This is a genomic window from Paenibacillus terrae, from assembly GCF_005217525.1.
Taxonomy (GTDB): Bacteria; Bacillota; Bacilli; order Paenibacillales; family Paenibacillaceae; genus Paenibacillus; species Paenibacillus terrae_C.
Window position 1 is genome coordinate 113,691 of sequence record NZ_PNXQ01000009.1, and the last position, 20,883, is coordinate 134,573.

Sequence of the window (20,883 nt, forward strand, 5' to 3'; positions counted from 1 at the left end):
TTTTCCTGCATCAGTAAGCGAATATTCGACGCGTGGTGGTACTTCCATATATTGCTCGCGGTGAATAATACCATATTCTACGAGTTCTTTTAAACAATTCGTCAGTGTTGCGGCTGTAATGCCTTTTAACAGGCGTTTCAGCTCATTATAGCGGATACACTCATGCTCTGCCAGAATTGCCAGAATAGGCAGATTCCATTTGCCACTAATCACATTAAAGGCGAATGTAGCGGGGCACATTTTTTTCAATTCCAACGAGTAACTCATGTATATTCCTCCATTACTATCTTTTTTAATACCTAGTCAAAAAAATAATCGTACTTGTTATAAATAGTATACATATTAAAATCATACTATAAGCGAATAAGTAATTCACTATATAAAAGTATATTAATGGTATGCATGTGAAACGGACTGCATAACAGATCATTCCGTTGATGCAGCCTGTAACCAGAGGAGCTGAAATCATGAGTGACAAAAATATGATGTGCGATCTGCAAACCGGTATCTGCGGCGAAGTGGAAGAAGATGTGCAACTGGTAGATTTTAATACACCAGCAAAAAAAATCACTTTGTATTACGCAACAGATCCGATCTGTTCCCACTGCTGGGCACTGGAGCCGGTCCTGAATCGTTTTGTTCTGCAGTATGGTCAGTATTTCAATATTCAGACGATTATGGGTGGACTGCTGCAAAGCTGGCATGGGTTTGCGGATCAGGCTAATGGTATCCAAAAACCGGCCGATGTGGCGCATCACTGGCGGGAAGTAGGCGAACATTCGAGGATGCCTATCGATGGATCATTATGGACAACTAACCCGATTCAGTCCTCGTATCCCCCATCCCGTGTATTCAAAGTCGTGCAGCGCAAACATCCGGTCCATGCGGAACTGCTGCTCCGAAAATTGCGTGAAGCTGTGTTTGTGTTTAATCACAATATTGCGGAAGAGCAGGTGTTGAAGGATATTGTGAATCAAATCGGTTTGGATGGTGCCACCCTTGTGGCTGAAGCAGGTGAAGATGCAGCACAGGGCTGGCTGGAAGAAGATTTTGCTCTAGCTGCCAGTTTGGGTGTACGCGGCTTCCCTACCATCATTATGGTCAATGAAGAAAAACAAGGCGTCAAAATCGTCGGAGCACGCTCATTGCAAACGTATGTGGAAGCACTACAGAAAATTGTCGGTGGGCCACTGACAGCGGCGGAAGTACCAAAATTGACCAATATTCATAACGGGAAGCAGCATCTGTTTGCTAGAGAAATTGAAGTGATGTACGATCTGGTCCCGCAGGACGTAGAGACATTTCTTGCGAATAACCTGCCGCAAGGTACCTATGAAGTTAAACGCATTTTTAACGAACTGTATATTTAATCTTATTTAGGAAGGTGAACGTAATGAGTATTATTCTTCAGGTCGATTTCAAATTTGAAGGACCGTTCGGAAGTACAATGGCTTCCGCTTTTCAGGAACTAGCTTCAGGTATTAATCAGGAAGAAGGATTCAAAATGAAAGTCTGGACCGAAAATGAGGCGAATGGTGAAGCCGGAGGCATTTATTTTTTTGAAGATGAACGCACTGCTCAGCAATACTGGGATATGCATTCCAAACGGCTGGCGAGCTTTGGCGTACACCATGCGAATGCTAAAATATTTCATATAAATAAACAACTTTCCGAGTTGAATCATTTTCCGATCTAATGTTGTTTGTTTATGACCTGGGTAAGATCACAGATAATTAATTATTTTTTGAAAAAATGTCTTGGATAGAAATAAAGCTCTCACTGATATCAGTGAGAGCTTTATTTCTTCAACATTCTTATGCTATGTTGCGTTACCCTGTAGTCTTTTTCTCTTCTTCATCCTCTGATAAAATGTGCCTCCAACATGCTCAGAGAAAGCTCGGCTGTAGTGGCTACCACGATATCTGCACCCTGCATTTGCGAAGGCGTTCCTACACCAACCGCGAACATCCCGGCGCTCTTGATCGCTTGTATGCCAGCCTGAGCGTCCTCTATACCGATACAGTCGGCAGGCTGAACGCCCAGATTTGCGGCCCCGGTGAGGAAAATTTCCGGATCAGGCTTGCCATGCCGAATGGCGGTAACATCCACCACACTGTCAAAATAGTGCGTCAGCTCCAGCCGCTCCAGGATAAACGCTGCATTTTTGCTCGCAGAGGCCAGCGCGATGCCGATTCGGGCTTCACGAAGCTCTGTCAGAAGCGAGCGGATGCCTGGTAGTACGTCTGCTGGGGTCACAGCCGAGATGAGCCGCTGGTACTCTGTGTTTTTTCGTGCAGCCAGCTCCAGCTTATCCTTGGCAGTATATGTGCCCGCTTCACCACGCGCCAATATTTTGTCGAGCGACTCCGTGCGGCTGATTCCTTTGAGCTGCTCATTAAATTCCCGATCAAAAGGAATGCCCAACGCCGCCGCCAAGCTGCCCCATGCCTGAAAATGATATTCGGCGGTATCTGTAATCACGCCGTCCAGGTCAAAAATCACTGCCTTCATTTGGTTTCCCCCTGTCTGTCCGGTTTATGAAACACTGTTTGTCAGTAACGGCTGCCCATGGGTAATGTGCGTTGGCTGTCCATACAGCTCCAGCGTCAGGGGTTCTCCGTCCAACAGCGTAATAATCACTTCATTTTCCTGTACGAGAATGCTTAGCAAGCGACCGCGATAGTTGATTTTAAATGTATATTTGCTCCAGCCCTGAGGCAGGAAGGGGGCGAAGCTCAATGTTCCGTTATACGTTCTCATTCCGGCAAAGCCCTGCACAATCGCCAGCCAGCTTCCTGTCATGGAGGTAATATGCAGACCGTCCTCGGTATCGTTATTATAATTATCCAGATCCAGACGAGCTGTCCGTTTATACATCTCGACTGCTTTATCCTCCATTTTGAGCTCAGCGGCCAGCACGGCGTGAATCGATGGGGACAGACTGGATTCATGAACGGTCATCGGCTCATAAAATGCAAAATTGCGCGCTTTTTCCTCCAGTGTGAACTGATCTCCGAAGAAATACAGACCTTGCAGCACATCCGCTTGCTTAATGAAGCAGGAACGGAGGATTTTATCCCATGACCATTTCTGATTTAGCGGCAGATGACTTGGATCGAGGGAGGATACAGTCTGCAAATCCTTATCCATAAAGGTATCGTGCTGTACGAATATGCCCCGTTCCTCATCGTAAGGATAGTACATGCGGTCGATGATATCCTGCCAATGCGCAAGCTCATCCTCGGTAACAGCCAGCTTCTCCGATTTCTCTGAAGAAATTTGAGGCAAGACCGATAACGTATATTTTAAAACCCATGCAGCCAGTGTGTTGGTATACCAGTTATTATTGACGTTGTTTTCATATTCGTTCGGTCCGGTAACCCCGTGGATCATATACTGCTGATGGCGATGGGAAAAATGAACCCGATCCGCCCAGAAGCGGCTAATTTCGACGAGTACATTGATTCCATATTCCTGTAAATAGGCCAAGTCGCCCGTATAGTTGGTGTAGTTGTAAATGGCATACGCAATAGCCCCGTTACGGTGAATTTCCTCGAAGGTAATTTCCCATTCGTTGTGGCATTCCACACCTGTAAAGGTGACCATAGGATACAGTGCGCCTCGTAGTCCTTGCTGGGCCGCGTTATGCTTGGCACCCTCCAGTTGATGGTACCGGTATAGCAGCAGGTTTTTAGTCACGTCGGGATTTGCCAGCGCCAAATACATCGGTACAGCGTAAGCTTCCGTATCCCAATACGTGGCCCCGCCATATTTTTCACCCGTAAAGCCTTTCGGTCCGATATTCAGGCGAGCGTCTTCACCGTAGTACGTAGAGAATAGCTGGAAAATATTAAAACGTATTCCCTGCTGCGCCTCCGTATCCCCTTCGATTTCAACATCCGCTTTCTCCCAACGCCCGGCCCAAGCCGCGATATGCTCCTGCTTAAGCAGAGCGTATCCTTTGTTCACAGCTTCCACGGCGAGACGTTCTGCTTGTGGAATCAGCGCATCCTTTTCTATGTCACGTGAGGTGGTGACGGCTACGATTTTTTGCAGATGAGCACTGTCACCCGGTGCGACGGTATATTGATAGTGGCGTGCAGCATACAAAAAGCCCTCTTCCGTCGTTTGCTGATCTTGTCCTGCGGTCACAATACCCATGGTAGCGTTTACGGTAAAACGCGGAATACCAAACGGATTATCTATCGTCGTGGTGGACAGGCTGATGAATTTCTCCTGAACCTCGCGCGCTTCCTCCAGCCAGAATACCTCATCATAGTTAGTGTCCTCATTTCTCGTATTACCGTCCAAATAAGGAATAAGCTCAATCGTTAGAGGCTGGTCGCCTATATTGGTTGCCCTGTAATCAATCAGGCATAGTTCACGAGTGGTGATGCTTAGAAAACGTTCCGTGGTGATACGAACCTGACCGTTCACGGTACAGGCGCGCCGCAGGATACCCTGCTTCATGTCCAGTTCCTGCACAAAATCACTGATGTGTGCCGTAAATAAATCCACTTCCTGCTGGTTTATGATCAGACCGATGCCGATAAAATTCATGGCATTGATAACCTTGCCAAAATACTCGGGATAGCCGTTTTTCCACCAGCCAACCTTTGTTTTGTCGGGGAACCAGACACCAGAGATGTAAGTTCCTTGATGATGATCACCTGAATAGGCTTCTTCAAAATTGCCGCGCATCCCCATATAACCGTTGCCTATGGACATTATGCTTTCCTGTAATCGCAGGTGTGTTGTATGTAGAGTGTGGGTTGTCAGCTTCCAGCTATCTACGTCAAATAATCGGTTATAAACCATGATTGCGTACCCCTCTCGGAAAATGAATTCGTTGTTTTAACGAAATCAGTATATGAGCGAGTTCAGTATATAGTGCAACCGATTGCCCTGTCAACGCAAAAAAACTGATTTTATGGATGTCCACAAAATCAGTTTTTGTTCATTCCTCGGAGGATGGCAGCTTCTGACTGGATTCGCGTTCTACGATCCGGTGGGGAACGATGATGTGTTTGGTCAACTCCTTGGGGTCTTCGATTTTTTCGATCAGGCTTTTGGCAGCCTGATAACCCAGGGTGAAAATATCAATATCTACGGAAGTAAGAGGGGGGTTCATCAGCTCAGCCAGCATCAGATTGTTGAAGCTCACCATGGAAAGCTGCTCCGGCATGGATACGCCCAGTTGGGATAGCATTTTCTGTACAGCCATGGCTACAAGGTCATCATTGACGATCATAGCGGTAGGCGGCGGGGAGACTTGTAATAGCGTCCGCATGTTCTCCAGGGTAAAAGGCTCCCTGACAACATACTCGTCTGAAAGAGGCAAATGGGCCTCCCGCAGCGCATCCTGATAGCCCCTGAGTCTTTCGGTATTCACAGTGCGTTCATGATCTCCGCCAACATAAGCGATACGCTGATGATTCAGACGGATCAAATAAGTGACCACGTCCTTGGCGGCTTGGTAGTTATCGTTGTCCACATGCGTGGTTTCACTGATAAATTGCTGAGGCTTGCCGATTACAGTGTAAGGTATTTTTTCTCTATGAAAGTACTCCACGATTTTATCCTCTTGCTTGGAATACAGGACAATATAGCCGTCAACACGTCCGGTTCGCGTCATCAGCTTCACTCGGGACAGCAATTCATCGCTCGTTTTCCCTGTAACAATCGACAGTGTATAGTTGTGCTCATTTACCCATTCACTAATCCCGCGAAGGCTTTCCGCAAAGAACGGGTTCTGAAAGATCGCCACATCCGATTCTGGCATAATAATGCCAATCGACTGTGTGACACGGTTAGCCAGACTTTGGGCTGAATAATTGGGCTCGTAGCCAAGCGCCTTCATTTCTTTGCGAACACGTGCCTTGGTGGCCTCGCTGATTTTGGGGCTATCTTGAATGACACGGGACACGGTGGAAGTAGCAACATTGGCACGCTTTGCGACATCTTTGATGGTTACTGCCATCGTCTTCTTCTCCTTTTGCTATCTCAAGCAGGAAATATTATATTCTATCATACGATATTGCTCGAAATTCAACAAATTCGCGGCTTTTCTCCGAGAAGTACTCCGCTAATATTCGAGATATTTACAATCAGGGTATTGCCAATAGAAAGCGATATCATTATAATAATCGTGCAACCGATTGCATATATTTGCGAGGTAACAAACAACGCTGTACATACTATATGGATGGAGATTGATGGAGAAATGAAAAAACTTCTATCATTTGATTTTTGGCAAAAGCTTGGGAAAGCACTGCTTGTTGTAGTCGCCGTCATGCCAGCGGCCGGAATTATGATTTCACTCGGTAAAGTGGTGGCGATGCTGGCTGGCGATGTTCATGTCTGGTTGACTGTCGGCGGGGTCATGGAAAACTTGGGTTGGGGCATCATTAACAATTTACACATTCTGTTTGCAGTGGCGATCGGCGGTTCTTGGGCCAAGGAACGAGCTGGCGGGGCTTTTGCTGCATTAATTGCTTTTATCCTGATTAATGTTTCAACAGGAACGATTTTGGGCGTATCCTCGAAGATGCTAACACAGGAGGGGGCGACGACTCATACTCTCTTTGGTGTGAGTATTCCGGTCAGTGGCTACTTTACCTCTGTTTTGGGGGCGCCTGCGCTTAATATGGGGGTGTTTGTCGGTATTATTGCCGGATTCGTCGGCGCGGTTGTCTTTAACAAGTACTATAATTACCGCAAGCTGCCGGATGCTTTGGCCTTTTTTAACGGTAAGCGGTTTGTCCCTTTTGTGGTTATTTTATGGTCTGTCATTGTCAGTGTGATCATGTCTGCCATCTGGCCATTTATCCAGGGGGGGATTAACCAGTTTGGTGTTTGGTTGGCGACTTCGGGGGAATCGGCTCCTTTTGTAGCGCCATTTGTCTATGGTACACTGGAAAGACTATTGATTCCCTTCGGGCTTCACCATATGTTGACGGTTCCTATTAACTATACTCAACTTGGTGGCGTTTACACGACGCTTACGGGTTCCGGGGCGGGCAGTGTCGTTGCCGGGCAAGACCCGTTGTGGCTGGCTTGGGCGAGTGATCTGAGTGCGCTTCGCGGTACCGATCCGGCAGCCTATAATAGCCTGTTGGAAGGCGTAACCCCTGCCCGCTTTAAGGTAGGACAAATGATCGGCGGAGCGGGAATCCTTATGGGACTGGCGGTGGCGATGTATCGCCGTGTAGACAAGGATAAGCGTAGCAAATACAAGTCGATGATTTTTTCAGCCGCTGCTGCTGTCTTTTTGACAGGGGTAACGGAGCCGCTGGAATTTATGTTTATGTTCGTAGCGCCTGTACTGTACGTCGTTTATGCTATTCTTACCGGAATTGCGTTCGGAATGGCGGACATTATACATTTGCGTTTACATTCGTTTGGTATGATTGAACTGCTGACTCGATTACCGTTGTCTATAAATGCTGGTTTGGTGCAGGACATTATCAATTTCGTGCTGACTTGTGTTGTTTTTGCGGTGGTGACTTACTTTATCGCATATTTTATGATCGGCAAACTCCAGATGGCTACACCGGGGCGGCTGGGGAATTATACAGATGAGGAGCCTCAGGAGTCTTCCGAAGCAGGAACTACGGAAACAGAGGGTGTGGCGGCTGCTTTAACGCGGAATCAACTGGCTGCTGCTTCAGCGCAAAATCAACTGGCTACGGATATCATCAAAACGCTTGGGGGTGAGCAGAACATTGTCGAGGTCGATGCCTGCATGACCCGTCTGCGTGTGACGGTGAAGGATACAAATGCCGTCGGGGACGAAAAGACATGGAAAGCGCTGGGCGCTCTGGGCTTGATTAAAGTAGATAACGGGGTACAGGCGGTTTATGGACCGAAGGCAGATGTGCTCAAATCAGATATACAAGACATACTCAACAGGTGATTCCTTTGAAATTGTTAACCTTGAATGTACATGCTTGGATGGAAGAAAATCAGCTTGAAAAGCTAAAACAACTGGCTGCTTTTATTCATGAGCAGCAGTTCGACGTCATTGCTTTGCAGGAAGTGAATCAGTCCATGGACGAGGCTCCTTTATCGCCGGACGATTTGGACGCTTATTATAGCGCTGATCCCGAGGTGGTTATTAAGCGTGATAATTATGCTTATGTGCTGAACGGATTATTGTCCGATGCCTATTATTGGACGTGGGCTCCTGCACATATTGGCTTTGCCAAATATGATGAGGGCTTGGCTATTTTGTCCAAAACACCGATTACAGATACGGTGAACGAATATGTTTCCTCGCAACAGGACTATGACAACTACCGCTCGCGTAAAATTGTGGGCGTGCAAACGTTGGTGGATGGAGTGTCGGCATGGTTTGTGAGCGGGCACTACAACTGGTGGAACGATGAGGAATCCTTCCGTGGACTATGGGACCGTACAACGGAGATATTGGCCCCTTTTGCACCGACACCTGTTTTTATGATGGGGGATTTCAACAATGCGGCCGAAGTGCGCGGGGAAGGGTATGATTATGTGCTGCAATCCGGCTGGTCGGACACCTATCCGAACGCAAAGGTACGTGATGAAGGCTACACGGTCATCAAAGCCATCGCAGGCTGGGAAAGTAACGCCGAACCGCTGCGGATTGACTATGTTTTTTCCAACAAGCCCGCACAGGTTCAATCTTCAACTGTCGTGCTGAATGGAACAACGGGATTAGTCGTATCCGATCATTTCGGGGTTGCAGTTGAATTGGAGCTGTGAACAATCGGAAAAAGGCCGCCTGCTTATGCAAGTGGCCTTTTTCTTGATTATTAGTGATTCATTAGCCGTTTACACCATGATGGGCGGGACTAATCGTTGCAATTGATGAAGGCGAGAAGGGAATCATAATACTAAGACATGTTATTAACATGAATGTAGTTACTAATGTTTTCCTCACTTAAAAGCACTCCTTGTAAAATATTTTGATACTTCAATTGCTGTTCACTTGTTGCATGTGATCGTATAGCTTCGAACATGGAAATAGTCGTAATAAGTTCTTTATGTAAATTAATTGTAACTGCAATTCTCATAAATTCAAGAATGTAATCTATAGCACCACCATATCGCAAATGATTCAGATTATATATGGCAAGTTGATTTAATAATTTTGTATAGTACACACGATTTCCAATGTCTTCAAGACTGGCGAATGTTTCAAACTGTTGAGTATGCTCATAAAGTAATTCATCTACATTCCATTTATTCAGATTTGCAGCCTCAAGGATATTAATTAGTGCGGGAAGCGTTTCTTCATCATTCTCCTTAATAAACTCCTTGTACTCACTTAATATTTCTTTATTGCCTGATAGCAAATCTATTGCATAAAGATTAGCTTTGGCAAAAATCTTAAAACGTTCAACTTCCTCCATATCCTCTTTAGTAGGCTCTTTATACCAGCCTAAATCAGCATATTTGGCTACATATCCCCTTGCCTGTTCGAAGAGACCTTGTCTCTGGAAGACTATAGATTTAGCCAAGTAGCTATAGCCAAAATAAAATACAAGCGGACGCTTTAGTCGCTGATTAAGCGAAACAATATCGCCCCATTTCTGTCTGCTTTTATACATGTGATCAGCCGTGACGTGTATATAATCAGCTATTCGATTCGCCTCATCCCAAGCACTCTGTCTGTAGCATAATCGAAACAACTCAAACGCTTTATCTAAAGAATGGTTTTTCTCCGACAAAAGATAAATTTCCTCATTTGTGTGAATTTGTTGTTCCACTACTAACGCCTCCATAAGATAGATTCACTACACTTTAACGGAGTCTCTAGTTGATATGATATAAAAATGTTCTCCTTTTTGTTGAAAATATACTAAATATTGTTATTTAATGAATAGCCTTTACGCAAAGTTATTCGACTATAGAGCTATCTAAAAATTAAAGAACTATGCTTCCCTTGAATATATTTACAGTATATCTCATGAGTCTTTTAAGGACAATAATAAAATATTTTGAATCTTTTAATGGCTCCAATATATCTTTCCTTTTGTCTAGACTTCTAAATAAGAGGAGTAGATAATTAAAATGATACAAACCATTGCTGAGCGAATAGGTATTGTTGTAAGAGAATTGAGGAAAGGCCAAGGCTTAACGCAACAAGAACTTGCAGACGAGATTGGAACGTCTTTCTCCTATATTGGTCGGGTTGAGCGTGGCGAAAGCAACGTGACAATCGAAACCATTACAAAGATAACAAATGCTCTCAATATTGAATTCTTTGATTTTATGAGCTTAGGAAAGAAGCAAGAAAATGAGGTCATATTAGCGATAAACGCTTTACTTCTAAAACAAGACGAACAGAGCCATAAAAAGGCCCTGAATATTTTAAAAGAAGTATTTGATGAAAAATAGAATGTCTATAATAAGTTCTAAAAAGCAAAATCTTTCCTCAATGTAATGGCCTTTTTCTTGAGGATTTCAACTTTAACCGAATGAAGTATTGGATAACAATAGCCATAAAAACCAATAGCATATTGTAATAAAAAGGCGCATTTATGTTAAAGCGTTCAATGAGTGCGCCTGCGATGATTGGAGAAACAATGGCCCCTAATTCCGAAAGGGATACGACGTTGCCGATAAATGAACTTCTAATTTCCTCAGGAATGACATCTCCCAGTTGGGAGTAAAAAGAATCCAGATAGCTGGCTCCGCCAACGCCTCCGATGAACATCCCCAGGTATACGATCCATGGTTCCGTGAACCACAGAAACAAGGCTATTTCCACCATGATCAGCAACAGGCCAATGATACTGAGCATTAAGCGATCTTTGAGCAGATCGGAACCTTTGCCGATAATGGGTGCCGATACAAACGTTGATACCCCGATGATTGTAAAAGCCAAGCTGATTTCTACAGGGCTCCAATGGAGCTTGTAGGTTGCATACACCGAGAAGTACGTTAAAAATATGGCGAATGCACTCATTTCAAGGAAATGAACAGTGGAATAGAGCAGTAGCTGCTTTGTTAAAGTGGTTTTTCTTTTCGATTCCTGAAGGGGCTCGCGCAGTGGCTGAGGCTGGGAAGGGGGACCGGGGAACGTCATTCTGGAGACGGCAACGAAGGATATACAAGAAAAAATAGCGACGAAATAGAACGGAACAGATAAAGTAAAATAGGAAACAATCACTCCGCTCATGATAGGTCCCAAAATCGTACCTGCCCCTTCGCTGCTGCTGATATATCCATTGAGGCTGCCTCTATTCTCCGTGGTACTGATCTGGTTGATGGTGACTCTTACAAAGACGGTTAATCCTATCGCCACCAAGCCTTGAAGGAGTCTAAGGATGGACAGGATGATAAAGCTTTCTGCAACCGGGAACAAGAGCATACAAATGATCTCGGCGAAGAGTAAGCTCAACCCCAAGCGCTTTGCGCCAATCTTTTCATAAATTCGTCCTGCCAAGCCTCCACCCAGAAATCTTCCCGCATAAAATAGAGAAAATAAAATACTCATATGGAGTGCGGATATGCCGAACTGTTCTACATAAATAGCAAAGAGTGGGAGAATCATACTCCCACTCATGTTAGCAATAAGGCTAATGACAATCATACAGACGATATTACGGTTTAAATGTAAACGCCTCTTCATATCCTCGAAACCTCTCTTTGATTATGCATAATGGGGAACCGTTGTTCTGATTGCCCCTGATATGCAAAAAGGCTTCAACAAGGGGAGCGATTCTCCCTAGGATACGCAGGTGTGTTCCTCATTGTGCCTAAATTTAAGCGGGAAAGCCCCCTCCAGGCGGTGGCCAAGCTCCATAAATACGGCGCAGCAGCACGATTTCGCCCAAATGATATGAGTTGTGGGAAGCGATATTCCGTAGCAGTCCCGCCTTCGTTTCACCTGGGAAATGGGCCAGCGAATCATCCAGCTGTGCGGTTTCGGCAATTTTTACAGCCTGATCTACGCCCTGCAAAAATTCGTTAATAACTGCCTGCCATGCTTCTTCACTTTGCGGTCCTGTTTCTTCAGGCCAGCTTTCCATCACATTGCCCGGAAGCTGGGGCTTCCGGCCTTCCAAATGCTCCAGCATAAATTGCTGCCAGTAGCTCATATGCTTCAACAGTTGATAAATGCTGTAGGGCATTTCTTCATTTTTTTTACCTGCCAGTTCAGCGTCGATATCCGGCAAAGCCCGAGCTACTCGAATATGTCCACGTTCACCGACCAGCGATTTAACCAGTGCTTGACCGAATAATTGGTTTGCATCCGACATGAATTGATCATCCCTTCTTTTTTTAATGTAACAGCCTTTTGGCCTCCATATAGAACACCTGTACAAATTTCTTCGTATTGATACGGGCTTGAGACAGCGAGGGCTCCACATTGTTTTGCAGTTCCAGCATTTTTTTGCGGATTTCTGTAAAATCAAAAAATTTGGACGCATAATTTTCAAATTTAGGGTGAGTGTAATCCGTCAATCCGAGCGACACGATATGGCTTAGTGTCTGGAAAATGGCGCGGCGGACGCGCTGCTCAGAGGCCTTGATTTCCTTGCTCAGCTCTGTCGCAGAAGCTGAGCTTCCCAGCCGTTTCAAGGCTACATTCGCGAAGATATCCTTCAGCGGCGGGAACAGATAGGGCGATAGGTTACCCGTTTCTTCCTCATACTGGTCCAGATATTCCAGCATGTCCAGCAAATCCATGCTGCCCGCTTCGCCGATCATTCCCATTTCGGAGAGCAGAAACTGCCCGGAAGTTATGATGCTTTTGGTCGGTTCTACTGTTGTCGATGGTCCTCTCGATGCGAACATCGATAGCCCCTGTAGCGTGCGCTGGATATCCGTGATCGATTGCTGCATGCGCAAACGCTCGGACACCTTATGAATAACTGCAATAATCTCCAGCCGATTCAAGGGCTTGGCAATGTAGTATTCAATACCGAGCGAGTAGGCCTCTCCGATCATGTTTTTGGATTCAATACGGGAAATCATAATGATTTTTCCACTGAATTGATTACCGAGCGCACGCACCGTCTGAATACCATCACGAACTGGCATCAGCAGATCAATGAGCAATACATCAATCCGGTTAAGCTCCAATAGATCGCTGTTCACATAGGAACCGTCCTCCGCTTCGCCGATAATCTCACCGAGACCTTCATCTTCAATAATGTCTGCTAGCATAGAACGAATTCCCTGATCGTCATCCACAATATAAAAGCGCATCCGGGCTATCTTCCTTTCTCCGTCAGTTTCCGTAATGGCAATGTGACTGTAAAAGTGGTCCGTACCCTGTCTGTGTGTTCTGCTTCATCCTGTTGCAGCACAATCGTTCCTTCGAGGCTCTCAGCTACCTCACGCACATAAAACAATCCCATGCCAGTCGAAGGCTGTCCTTCATCATCATACTTGGTTGTATACCCCGGTGTGAAGACCATTTCCCGTTTGCGCTGAGGAATCCCCGGGCCGTTGTCCGTGACGCTAAAGGTCACCGTGTTCTCTTTTCCCCGTAGAAACCGAATGGAAACGTCAATCCTTCCGTGGTCCTTCATCGCTTCGACGGCATTAGCTGTCAGGTTATTAATGAGTGTCAAAACCGTATAAACATGCAGCTTGGGCAGCAAAGGGTCAACATTCAGGGTGAAATAAATAGACTTGTCCAGCGCTTGTGCATATTTGTGGTTCGTTCGGACGATCAACTCCCCAAGCTCCCGAGAAGGCATGTAATGCACTCCGCTTTCCGCATCAATCAGCTTCGACAGCCCGGCATAAATCCGTTGACTGTCTTTTTTGATCTCATGAACCTGTCCAGAAATACGAAGCGCCTGTCTGGCGTAGCGGTCCCTGTCTTCCAAGGATTCAGCCTGCTGCAACTCCCGGTATAGCTCGTAGCTTTCACGGGTGATTTGCTCTGTGTGCGACAGGGTTTTACCGAGCTGGACGGACTCCTCATACAGATCCGATACCAGGAGTAGAATCCGCTCAGTCTGCTGTCTTTGCGCCTCTTCATGCTGAACGGACTGCTTCAGGCGAATGATATTATAGAACCCGAGCACGAAGAAGCTGCGGATCATGGCGATGAGCACCACCTTGCCCATCTTGAAGATGTCCCAGAATTCCCCGTCAATGCTCCGCCGGACGCTAAGTTCCGCCACGCTTGCCGCAACCTCTATACCCACGGAGAGGATGCCTACCCTGAGAGCGCGGTAAGGCTCGGCGTTAATGTTAAGGACCTGAAAGAGCAGGCCGTAGACCATGTAATAAAAAAAGGTAGGCCCGTGCAGGGTTACCAGCTCTTCGAAGGAAGGATCGGGAAGTGTGAAATAACTGAGTGATATGCGAAAGGCCACCACGGCTAAGCCAGTAAGCAGTCCCGATACAGCGGGCGGAATATGACGAATAGATAGCAGAAAGAAAAAAAATACTGGTGTGCCGAAGCTGAGACGAAATGTATTAGAGAATGGGTGAATATTTAGCTCGCCCGCCAGCGGTACGACCACAAGCATAAGCAGGAAGAGGAGGATATTCAGCTTCATAATTATTCACCTCCTGTGTATTCGATCAAAAAAGCAATATGAGATAAATTCACAATCCAACATTAAAATGGTGAATTAAATAAAAAAAACAAATACGGGTGTAGATAATTGTCGGTTTTTATAGATCAGACTGTAGTATAAATAACACCATTTGAATATTAAGAACAGTATACTGAAAAAAAATACAAATTAGCCAGGGGGGAGACACGAAATGAAAAAGATTAATTTGACGATCCAAATCTTTATTGGACTGGCTTTTGGTATTATAATTGGTGCCTTATTTTACGGCAATTCAGGGGTGGAAGTCTACTTAAAGCCGATCGGCGATATTTTTATTCGGTTGATTAAGATGATTGTCGTGCCTATTGTGATCTCAACTCTCATTATTGGCGTAGCCGGCGTCGGAGATATGAAAAAATTGGGTAAGCTCGGCGGAAAGTCTATACTCTATTTTGAAATCGTAACCACGATCGCCATCCTTTTCGGACTGCTTGTGGCCAATCTGGTTCGGCCTGGTGACGGTGTGGATATGTCTCATCTGGCCAAGACCGATATCCATAGCTATGTGGAGACAGCAGAAAAGACAGGCCACAGCTTCATGGATACGATTGTGCATATTGTACCTACCAATATTATTCAATCGCTGGGTGAAGGGGATATGCTGGCCATTATCTTTTTCTCCGTATTGTTCGGACTGGGGGTAGCAGCGATTGGTGACAAGGGCAAGCCTGTATTGGGCTTCTTCGAAGGTGTAGCCGACGCCATGTTCTGGGTAACCAATCAGGTGATGCGCCTGGCTCCTTTTGGCGTATTCGCACTGATCGGAACAACAGTAGCCAAGTTTGGCCTGGCTTCGCTGTGGCCGTTGCTCAAGCTCGTCTTGTCCGTGTACGGCTCCATGCTGTTATTCATTGTGATTGTTTTTGGAATCATTGCAAGGCTTTGCGGTACCCGTCTTTGGACCATGGTTAAAATTTTGAAAAGCGAGTTGCTGCTGGCTTACTCGACCGCCAGTTCGGAAAGTGTTCTGCCCAAGATCATGGAGAAGATGGAAAAGTTCGGCTGTCCTAAGGGAATTACTTCCTTCGTCATTCCGATTGGATACTCCTTTAATCTGGACGGCTCTACTTTGTATCAGGCACTGGCTGCGATTTTCATTGCCCAAATGTATGGAATTGACTTGCCAATCACTACCCAAATCACGTTGGTACTGGTTCTGATTATTTCCTCCAAGGGCATTGCAGGCGTGCCGGGCGCTTCCTTTGTGGTTTTGCTAGCTACGCTCGGAGCAGTTAACCTTCCGTTGGAGGGACTGGCCTTTATCGCCGGTATAGACCGTATTCTGGATATGGCGCGTACAGTAGTAAATGTAATGGGCAACTCGCTTGCCGCCGTGGTCATGTCCAAATGGGAAGGCGAATACGATAAGGAAAAAGGCGAGGAATATGCTGCTTCTTTGAAATAAGAACGGATGAACTGAATATTTGCAGAAAAGAACACTCTTGCAGAGTAAATGCGAGGGTGTTCTTTTCATTTCCACAACCGCTATACTTTTCCATAGTTCGACATATTTCGATATTTTATTTATGAATATATGCGCATATGGCTCTTGAAAATGGTTCTTTATACCTAATTATTTTCAATTTTATTTATAATGATTATTGATAATAATCCGATATAAAGTATACCGTTTCAAACATTGGTTCAGAAGGGAAGATCCTATCATGTTTCTCAAAAAAAACGAGGCTTATTCACTTACCCCTTTAGTAGAAGAAAGCCGCAAATTGTCGCAAAAAATACAGCAGAAGGATTATTCTGCCGCAATGCAACTACCCTCTGCATCTTCTGAGGTTCAGGAAATCGCAAACAATGTCAACCAAGCGCTTGAATCCATCAAAAATGATGCTCGACACATTGACATTCGTCTAAAGCTCGTCACCAAGGCGATTGAAGTCGGCTTATGGGATATGGAGGTCGTTGCAGGTGATCCTGTAAATCCGAACAATACATTCACATGGACAGATGAATTCCGTTCCATGCTGGGGTATCAAAGCGAAAAGGATTTCCCAAATGTATTGGATAGTTGGGCATCGCGGTTACATCCGGAGGATTATGACTGGGTATTGGCAGCGTTGGCTGATCATTTGCTAGATCATACCGGAAAAACTCCTTATGACATTCAGTATCGCTTAAAGCTGAAGCATGGTGAGTATCGTTGGTTCCGTGCCACGGGAACGACGATTCGTGATGAGCAGGGTATGCCGCTTCGTATTGCGGGGGCATTATTGGATGTACATGACCAAAAGATCAAGTCTGACGAACTGCAGGCCTTAGTTACAAGATATGATCTCATCAATCGTGTGTTGGTTGAGGCTCCATACGACATCATACTGGTTGACGGAGATGTAGAGCATCCCGATAGTGAATTTTGGTGGTCACCCCAATTTCGCAATACGCTTGGCTTTAGTGATGAGAAGGACTTTCCGAGTGCGCTTAGTAGCTGGAGCTCACGCTTGCATCCAGATGACGTTGAAATCGCGCTTAAAGCGTTGAACGACCATTTAAGTGATTTTTCAGATCGCACTCCCTATGAAGTAACTTGCCGCTTGCAGAATAAAAATGGCGAATATCGCTGGTATTATAATAGTGGGGGTAGCATACGTGACAGTAAGGGAGTGCCAATTCGCATGGCAGGTACCATCCGTGATGTAACGTTGGAAAAACAAAAGCAGTCCGTTGCGGACGAGCTCACGCTTAAAATACAGCATCTTTCGGATTCCATCGCGGAAATGGTGAACGGTGTCAACTCGGTTAGTAATCAGGCGCAGGAGCTGGCTACGGCTCAAGAGCAATCGACTGAGGCGGCGAATCAGGCCAAAGTCAGCGCAGTAGAGACGCAGAACATCTCCAATTTCATTAAAGAGATTGCCAATCAAACGAATCTGCTTGGGCTGAATGCGGCGATCGAGGCATCCCGTGCGGGTGAACAGGGACGCGGCTTTGCCGTAGTTGCGGATGAAGTAAGGAAGCTTGCCATTCACAGTGCCGATGCGACCGGAAATATTGAGACCAGTCTGGACGAAATGAAGACGCTCATCGAGCGGATTTTGTATAACATCGGCAACATGTCTACGTTGACGCAGACACAGGCCGCGCTCACGCAGCAGGTGAATGCATCTACGGACGAGATCAATAGCATGTCCAAAGCATTGCTTGATTTTGCAAGAACGATGTAAGCAACATTCTTCTAAGATTATGCAAAAATTAGACCGGGCTTAGTTCCGGTCTCTTTACTGATTTTGGAAAATGGATTATAATCCTCAAGAGTGAATCCGAAAGTTACAACTTACAACGATTTTGTGTGGAAAAGAGGAATACGCTTGAACTTGATAAGTTCAATTTTGGTCGGAATTGTTGCTCTGGAGCATGTGTACATTTTAATATTGGAGATGTTCCTGTGGACGACTCCACGGGCGATGCGCACGTTCGGCACCTCCAAGGAGCTGGCGGGAGTGACCAAGTCACTGGCTGCGAATCAAGGGTTGTACAACGGGTTCCTGGCTGCCGGGCTGGTATGGGGGCTGCTGTACCCGGATGCTGTGATAGGCTGGCAAATTCAGCTGTTCTTTGTCATTTGCGTGGTGGTGGCGGCGGTGTATGGCGCATTGACATCCAACAAGTCCATTTTATTAAAACAAGGACTACCCGCTATCCTGGCACTAATCAGTTTATGGATACTCTGAAGACGCCCTTAGCGGGTGTCTTTTTGCTATATTCGATCACATAATGTCTGGAATTCTAAACTCAAGGGAAAAAGGTAGTTTTTGATTGATTGTAAATCCGATTATTCCGATTTATAATGATTTTTATTACATACTTAGAGAACTCGGAGGCTGGAGACATGCGTCGTAATTGGACTGGTGTATTTGTATTGATTATATTAATGTTGGTGGTAAGTGCCTGCTCTGGCGGGAATTCCGGTTCTTCGTCTGCGACAAAGGATAGTGCAGCGAATACGAATGCTACAACAGCGGATAACGGGCAACCCAAGGATGGCGGCAGTCTGATCATCGGTGTACAAGCCGATCCGGTGGTGCTGAACCCGAACTATGCGGGTGATCGGGTGAGTCTGACGATAGATCAGGCGATATTCGCACCTTTGTTTCAGGTGAACAATGGCAAGAAGACTTTCTATTTGGCAGATAGCCTGACTCCTTCGGCGGACAAGCTGACGTACACGCTGAAGCTGAAAAAGAATCTGACTTGGCATGATGGCGAGAAGCTGACGGCTGACGATGTGGTTTTCACGATTAATAAAATTTTGGACGAGAAGCAGCACAGCTTTTTGAGAAGTAATTTCATGATTAACGGCAAGCCGGTTCAGGTGAGCAAGGTTGATGATACAACAGTGGATTTCAAGCTTCCACAGGCAGCTCCTGCTTTTGAGGCGGCACTGGTACAGGTATCTCCGATTCCGAAGCATATTTTCGAGAACGAAGCCGATATTGAGAAAAGCACAAAAAACAACACTCCAGTTGGATCAGGTCCGTTCAAGTTTAAAGAATACAAAACCGGCGAGTACGTTTCGCTGGAACGGTTCGATAACTATTTTGGCGGCAAGCCGCATCTGGATTCTGTAACGTATCGAATTGTGAAGGATTCGAATGCTGCGAGCTTGGCGCTCCAGAATGGCGAAATCAATGTTAACTATGTAGATCCGCAAAATGTGGAGACGATTAAAGCAACCGGGAAGTTTGACATTTTCCCATACAGCGAAGGCCGTTTGGCTTACCTGATGTTTAATGAAAACAGCGACACCAAGCAGTTGAACAAAAAAGAAGTGCGTCAGGCGCTTTCATATGCGCTGAACCAGGATGAGTTGATTCAAGTATCTTATGGCTCCAAGGATTACGCGGATACCGCGAAGTCTGCTTTGACACAGGACGTGCTGTATCACACGAACGATGTTCCATTTTTCAATAATGATGTGAATAAGGCGAAAGAACTGCTGAAATCGGCTGGAGCTGAAGGACTGAAGCTGCGCATTATTATTCCAGGCGGTAATAAGGTGCAAGAGGCACAGGCGCTGTACATTCAGCAGAAGTTGAAGGATATCGGCGTTCAGTTGGATGTAAACAGCATGGATTCCTCGGCTTGGTCACAAAAATTCGTCGACACGAATGCCAAGGACTTCGATCTGGCGATCAGCGGCTATATTATGGGTTATGACCCGGATGCGTACCGTATCTTGTACAGCACCGGATCTTCCTCCAACTATTCGCATTATTCCAACAAGGAAGTGGATAAGCTGATGGAAGAGGGCGCGGGCGAGTCGGATACGACCAAGCGTGGAGAAATCTACAAAAAGGTACAAGAGATTTTGGCTGATGATGCCGTTATCTATCCGATTGCTTATACCAAAACAATTGTAGCATTCGACAAGCAGTATGGCGGCATTGATCAGGCTGTGCTGAAACCGGTCGTAATTTTCGAAGATTTGTCCAAAATTTATCACAAATAAGACAGGGTTTTCAAAAATAAGCTGGGAGAACCAGCTTATTTTTTTCGAGAACAGCAAGGGGAAGAGAAACGTATGAGACAACTCATCGGCAGAAGATTGCTGCAAGTTATACCGATGCTATTTTTCGTATCCATCGTCTGCTTCGGCTTGATCAAGCTGGCTCCAGGTGATCCGGTTCTCTCTTTTGTTACACCGAATATGCATCTGGAAGATATTGAACGTATGAGGCACAGCTTGGGGCTGGATCAGCCTGCTTATGTGCAGTACATGTTATGGCTCAAAAAAAGTCTCACAGGTGATTTGGGCTACTCGCTGATTAATCACCAGCCGGTACTGGATCAGATTCTGGATCGCCTCCCGGCTACCGCCGGATTAATGGGTGCATCCATTGTACTGGCTGTCCTGATTGCGATTCCACTCGGCTTGACGGCTGCGGCCAATCGGAATCGCTGGATCGACAAGCTGATTAACCTGATGTCGTACATCGGGATTTCTGTACCGCTGTTTTGGCTCGGCATTTTACTTATTTATTTGTTTGCTATTTATCTGCACTGGCTTCCAAGTACGGGGATGCGGACCATTGGAACGGACTCGGCGCTTGATGTGATCAAGCATGGGATTTTACCGTGTTTTGTACTGGCCTTCGGGTTTTTATCTGTGTATGTGAGGTATATCCGTTCCAGTACAATAACGCAGCTCAAGGAAGAATACGTGCAGATTCAATATGCGTTCGGGTCTGGAAAACGACTGGTTTTATTTCGGCATGTGCTCAAGCATGTGCTGTTGCCTATCATTACGCTGCTCGGTATGTCGGTTGCAGATCTGGTAGCCGGAGCCATCGTGACCGAGACG

At 45.8% G+C, this 20,883-nt stretch carries 19 protein-coding genes; 10 read left to right on the forward strand and 9 right to left on the reverse strand.

The window, feature by feature from the left end; translation table 11 throughout:
- Window positions 1–267 (reverse strand): winged helix-turn-helix transcriptional regulator (locus C1I60_RS08045; protein WP_137061307.1); only part of this gene is annotated, 267 nt, incomplete at its 3' end.
- Between the two features lie 200 nt (window positions 268–467).
- Here C1I60_RS08045 and C1I60_RS08050 point away from each other — a divergent pair.
- Together C1I60_RS08050 and C1I60_RS08055 are read left to right on the forward strand one after the other, a co-directional pair.
- Window positions 468–1,370, forward strand: coding sequence for a DsbA family protein (locus tag C1I60_RS08050; RefSeq protein WP_137061254.1), 903 nt, complete (start codon window positions 468–470; stop codon window positions 1,368–1,370).
- Window positions 1,371–1,393: 23 nt separating this feature from the next.
- The gene (locus C1I60_RS08055) at window positions 1,394–1,696 is read left to right on the forward strand and encodes a monooxygenase (RefSeq protein WP_137061255.1); all 303 of its coding nucleotides are present in this window, start codon (window positions 1,394–1,396) and stop codon (window positions 1,694–1,696) included.
- 158 nt (window positions 1,697–1,854) lie between these two features.
- On the opposite strand, the gene pgmB is transcribed toward C1I60_RS08055, so the two are convergent.
- The 3 genes from pgmB to C1I60_RS08070 form a co-directional block, all read right to left on the reverse strand.
- Window positions 1,855–2,511, reverse strand: a complete 657-nt coding sequence (gene pgmB, locus C1I60_RS08060) for a beta-phosphoglucomutase (RefSeq protein ID WP_137061256.1) — start codon at window positions 2,509–2,511, stop codon at window positions 1,855–1,857.
- Between the two features lie 24 nt (window positions 2,512–2,535).
- Window positions 2,536–4,818: a glycoside hydrolase family 65 protein gene (locus tag C1I60_RS08065; protein ID WP_137061257.1), complete on the reverse strand. Its 2,283-nt coding sequence runs from the start codon at window positions 4,816–4,818 to the stop codon at window positions 2,536–2,538.
- Between the two features lie 139 nt (window positions 4,819–4,957).
- Window positions 4,958–5,980 carry a LacI family DNA-binding transcriptional regulator gene (locus C1I60_RS08070; protein ID WP_137061258.1) on the reverse strand — a complete coding sequence of 341 codons (1,023 nt, stop codon included), beginning with the start codon at window positions 5,978–5,980 and terminating at the stop codon, window positions 4,958–4,960.
- A gap of 243 nt (window positions 5,981–6,223) precedes the next feature.
- Here C1I60_RS08070 and C1I60_RS08075 point away from each other — a divergent pair, with 243 nt between their 5' ends.
- Together C1I60_RS08075 and C1I60_RS08080 are read left to right on the forward strand one after the other, a co-directional pair.
- Window positions 6,224–7,915, forward strand: coding sequence for a PTS transporter subunit IIBC (locus C1I60_RS08075; protein WP_137061259.1), 1,692 nt, complete (start codon window positions 6,224–6,226; stop codon window positions 7,913–7,915).
- 5 nt (window positions 7,916–7,920) lie between these two features.
- Entirely contained in the window at window positions 7,921–8,742 is an 822-nt protein-coding gene (locus C1I60_RS08080) for an endonuclease/exonuclease/phosphatase family protein (RefSeq protein WP_137061260.1), read from the forward strand.
- 131 nt (window positions 8,743–8,873) lie between these two features.
- Here C1I60_RS08080 and C1I60_RS08085 read toward each other — a convergent pair whose 3' ends face one another.
- Window positions 8,874–9,749, reverse strand: a complete 876-nt coding sequence (locus tag C1I60_RS08085; RefSeq protein ID WP_137061261.1) for a DNA-binding protein — start codon at window positions 9,747–9,749, stop codon at window positions 8,874–8,876.
- Between the two features lie 304 nt (window positions 9,750–10,053).
- Here C1I60_RS08085 and C1I60_RS08090 point away from each other — a divergent pair, with 304 nt between their 5' ends.
- Complete coding sequence (locus C1I60_RS08090; RefSeq protein WP_137061262.1) at window positions 10,054–10,380, forward strand: helix-turn-helix domain-containing protein; 327 nt, start codon at window positions 10,054–10,056, stop codon at window positions 10,378–10,380.
- Window positions 10,381–10,417: 37 nt separating this feature from the next.
- Here C1I60_RS08090 and C1I60_RS08095 read toward each other — a convergent pair whose 3' ends face one another.
- The 4 genes from C1I60_RS08095 to C1I60_RS08110 form a co-directional block, all read right to left on the reverse strand.
- Entirely contained in the window at window positions 10,418–11,617 is a 1,200-nt protein-coding gene (locus C1I60_RS08095; protein ID WP_137061263.1) for an MFS transporter, read from the reverse strand.
- A 133-nt stretch (window positions 11,618–11,750) separates the two neighbouring features.
- The gene (locus C1I60_RS08100; protein WP_137061264.1) at window positions 11,751–12,248 is read right to left on the reverse strand and encodes a DinB family protein; all 498 of its coding nucleotides are present in this window, start codon (window positions 12,246–12,248) and stop codon (window positions 11,751–11,753) included.
- Between the two features lie 22 nt (window positions 12,249–12,270).
- Window positions 12,271–13,200: a response regulator gene (locus C1I60_RS08105; RefSeq protein WP_137061265.1), complete on the reverse strand. Its 930-nt coding sequence runs from the start codon at window positions 13,198–13,200 to the stop codon at window positions 12,271–12,273.
- Window positions 13,201–13,205: 5 nt separating this feature from the next.
- Complete coding sequence (locus C1I60_RS08110) at window positions 13,206–14,510, reverse strand: sensor histidine kinase (protein ID WP_137061266.1); 1,305 nt, start codon at window positions 14,508–14,510, stop codon at window positions 13,206–13,208.
- 211 nt (window positions 14,511–14,721) lie between these two features.
- Between C1I60_RS08110 and C1I60_RS08115 the strand changes: the two genes are divergently transcribed.
- From C1I60_RS08115 to C1I60_RS08135, 5 genes are all read left to right on the forward strand, one after another.
- Window positions 14,722–15,975: a cation:dicarboxylate symporter family transporter gene (locus tag C1I60_RS08115; RefSeq protein WP_137061267.1), complete on the forward strand. Its 1,254-nt coding sequence runs from the start codon at window positions 14,722–14,724 to the stop codon at window positions 15,973–15,975.
- Between the two features lie 259 nt (window positions 15,976–16,234).
- Window positions 16,235–17,746 (forward strand): methyl-accepting chemotaxis protein, encoded by a 1,512-nt coding sequence (locus C1I60_RS26130; RefSeq protein WP_137061268.1) that lies wholly within the window; start codon window positions 16,235–16,237, stop codon window positions 17,744–17,746.
- 144 nt (window positions 17,747–17,890) lie between these two features.
- Complete coding sequence (locus tag C1I60_RS08125) at window positions 17,891–18,253, forward strand: DUF1304 domain-containing protein (RefSeq protein ID WP_137061269.1); 363 nt, start codon at window positions 17,891–17,893, stop codon at window positions 18,251–18,253.
- Between the two features lie 158 nt (window positions 18,254–18,411).
- Window positions 18,412–20,031, forward strand: a complete 1,620-nt coding sequence (locus tag C1I60_RS08130; RefSeq protein ID WP_137061270.1) for an ABC transporter substrate-binding protein — start codon at window positions 18,412–18,414, stop codon at window positions 20,029–20,031.
- A 72-nt stretch (window positions 20,032–20,103) separates the two neighbouring features.
- Window positions 20,104–20,883, forward strand: a 780-nt coding sequence (locus tag C1I60_RS08135) for an ABC transporter permease (protein ID WP_252361629.1), incomplete at its 3' end; no start/stop codon positions are given.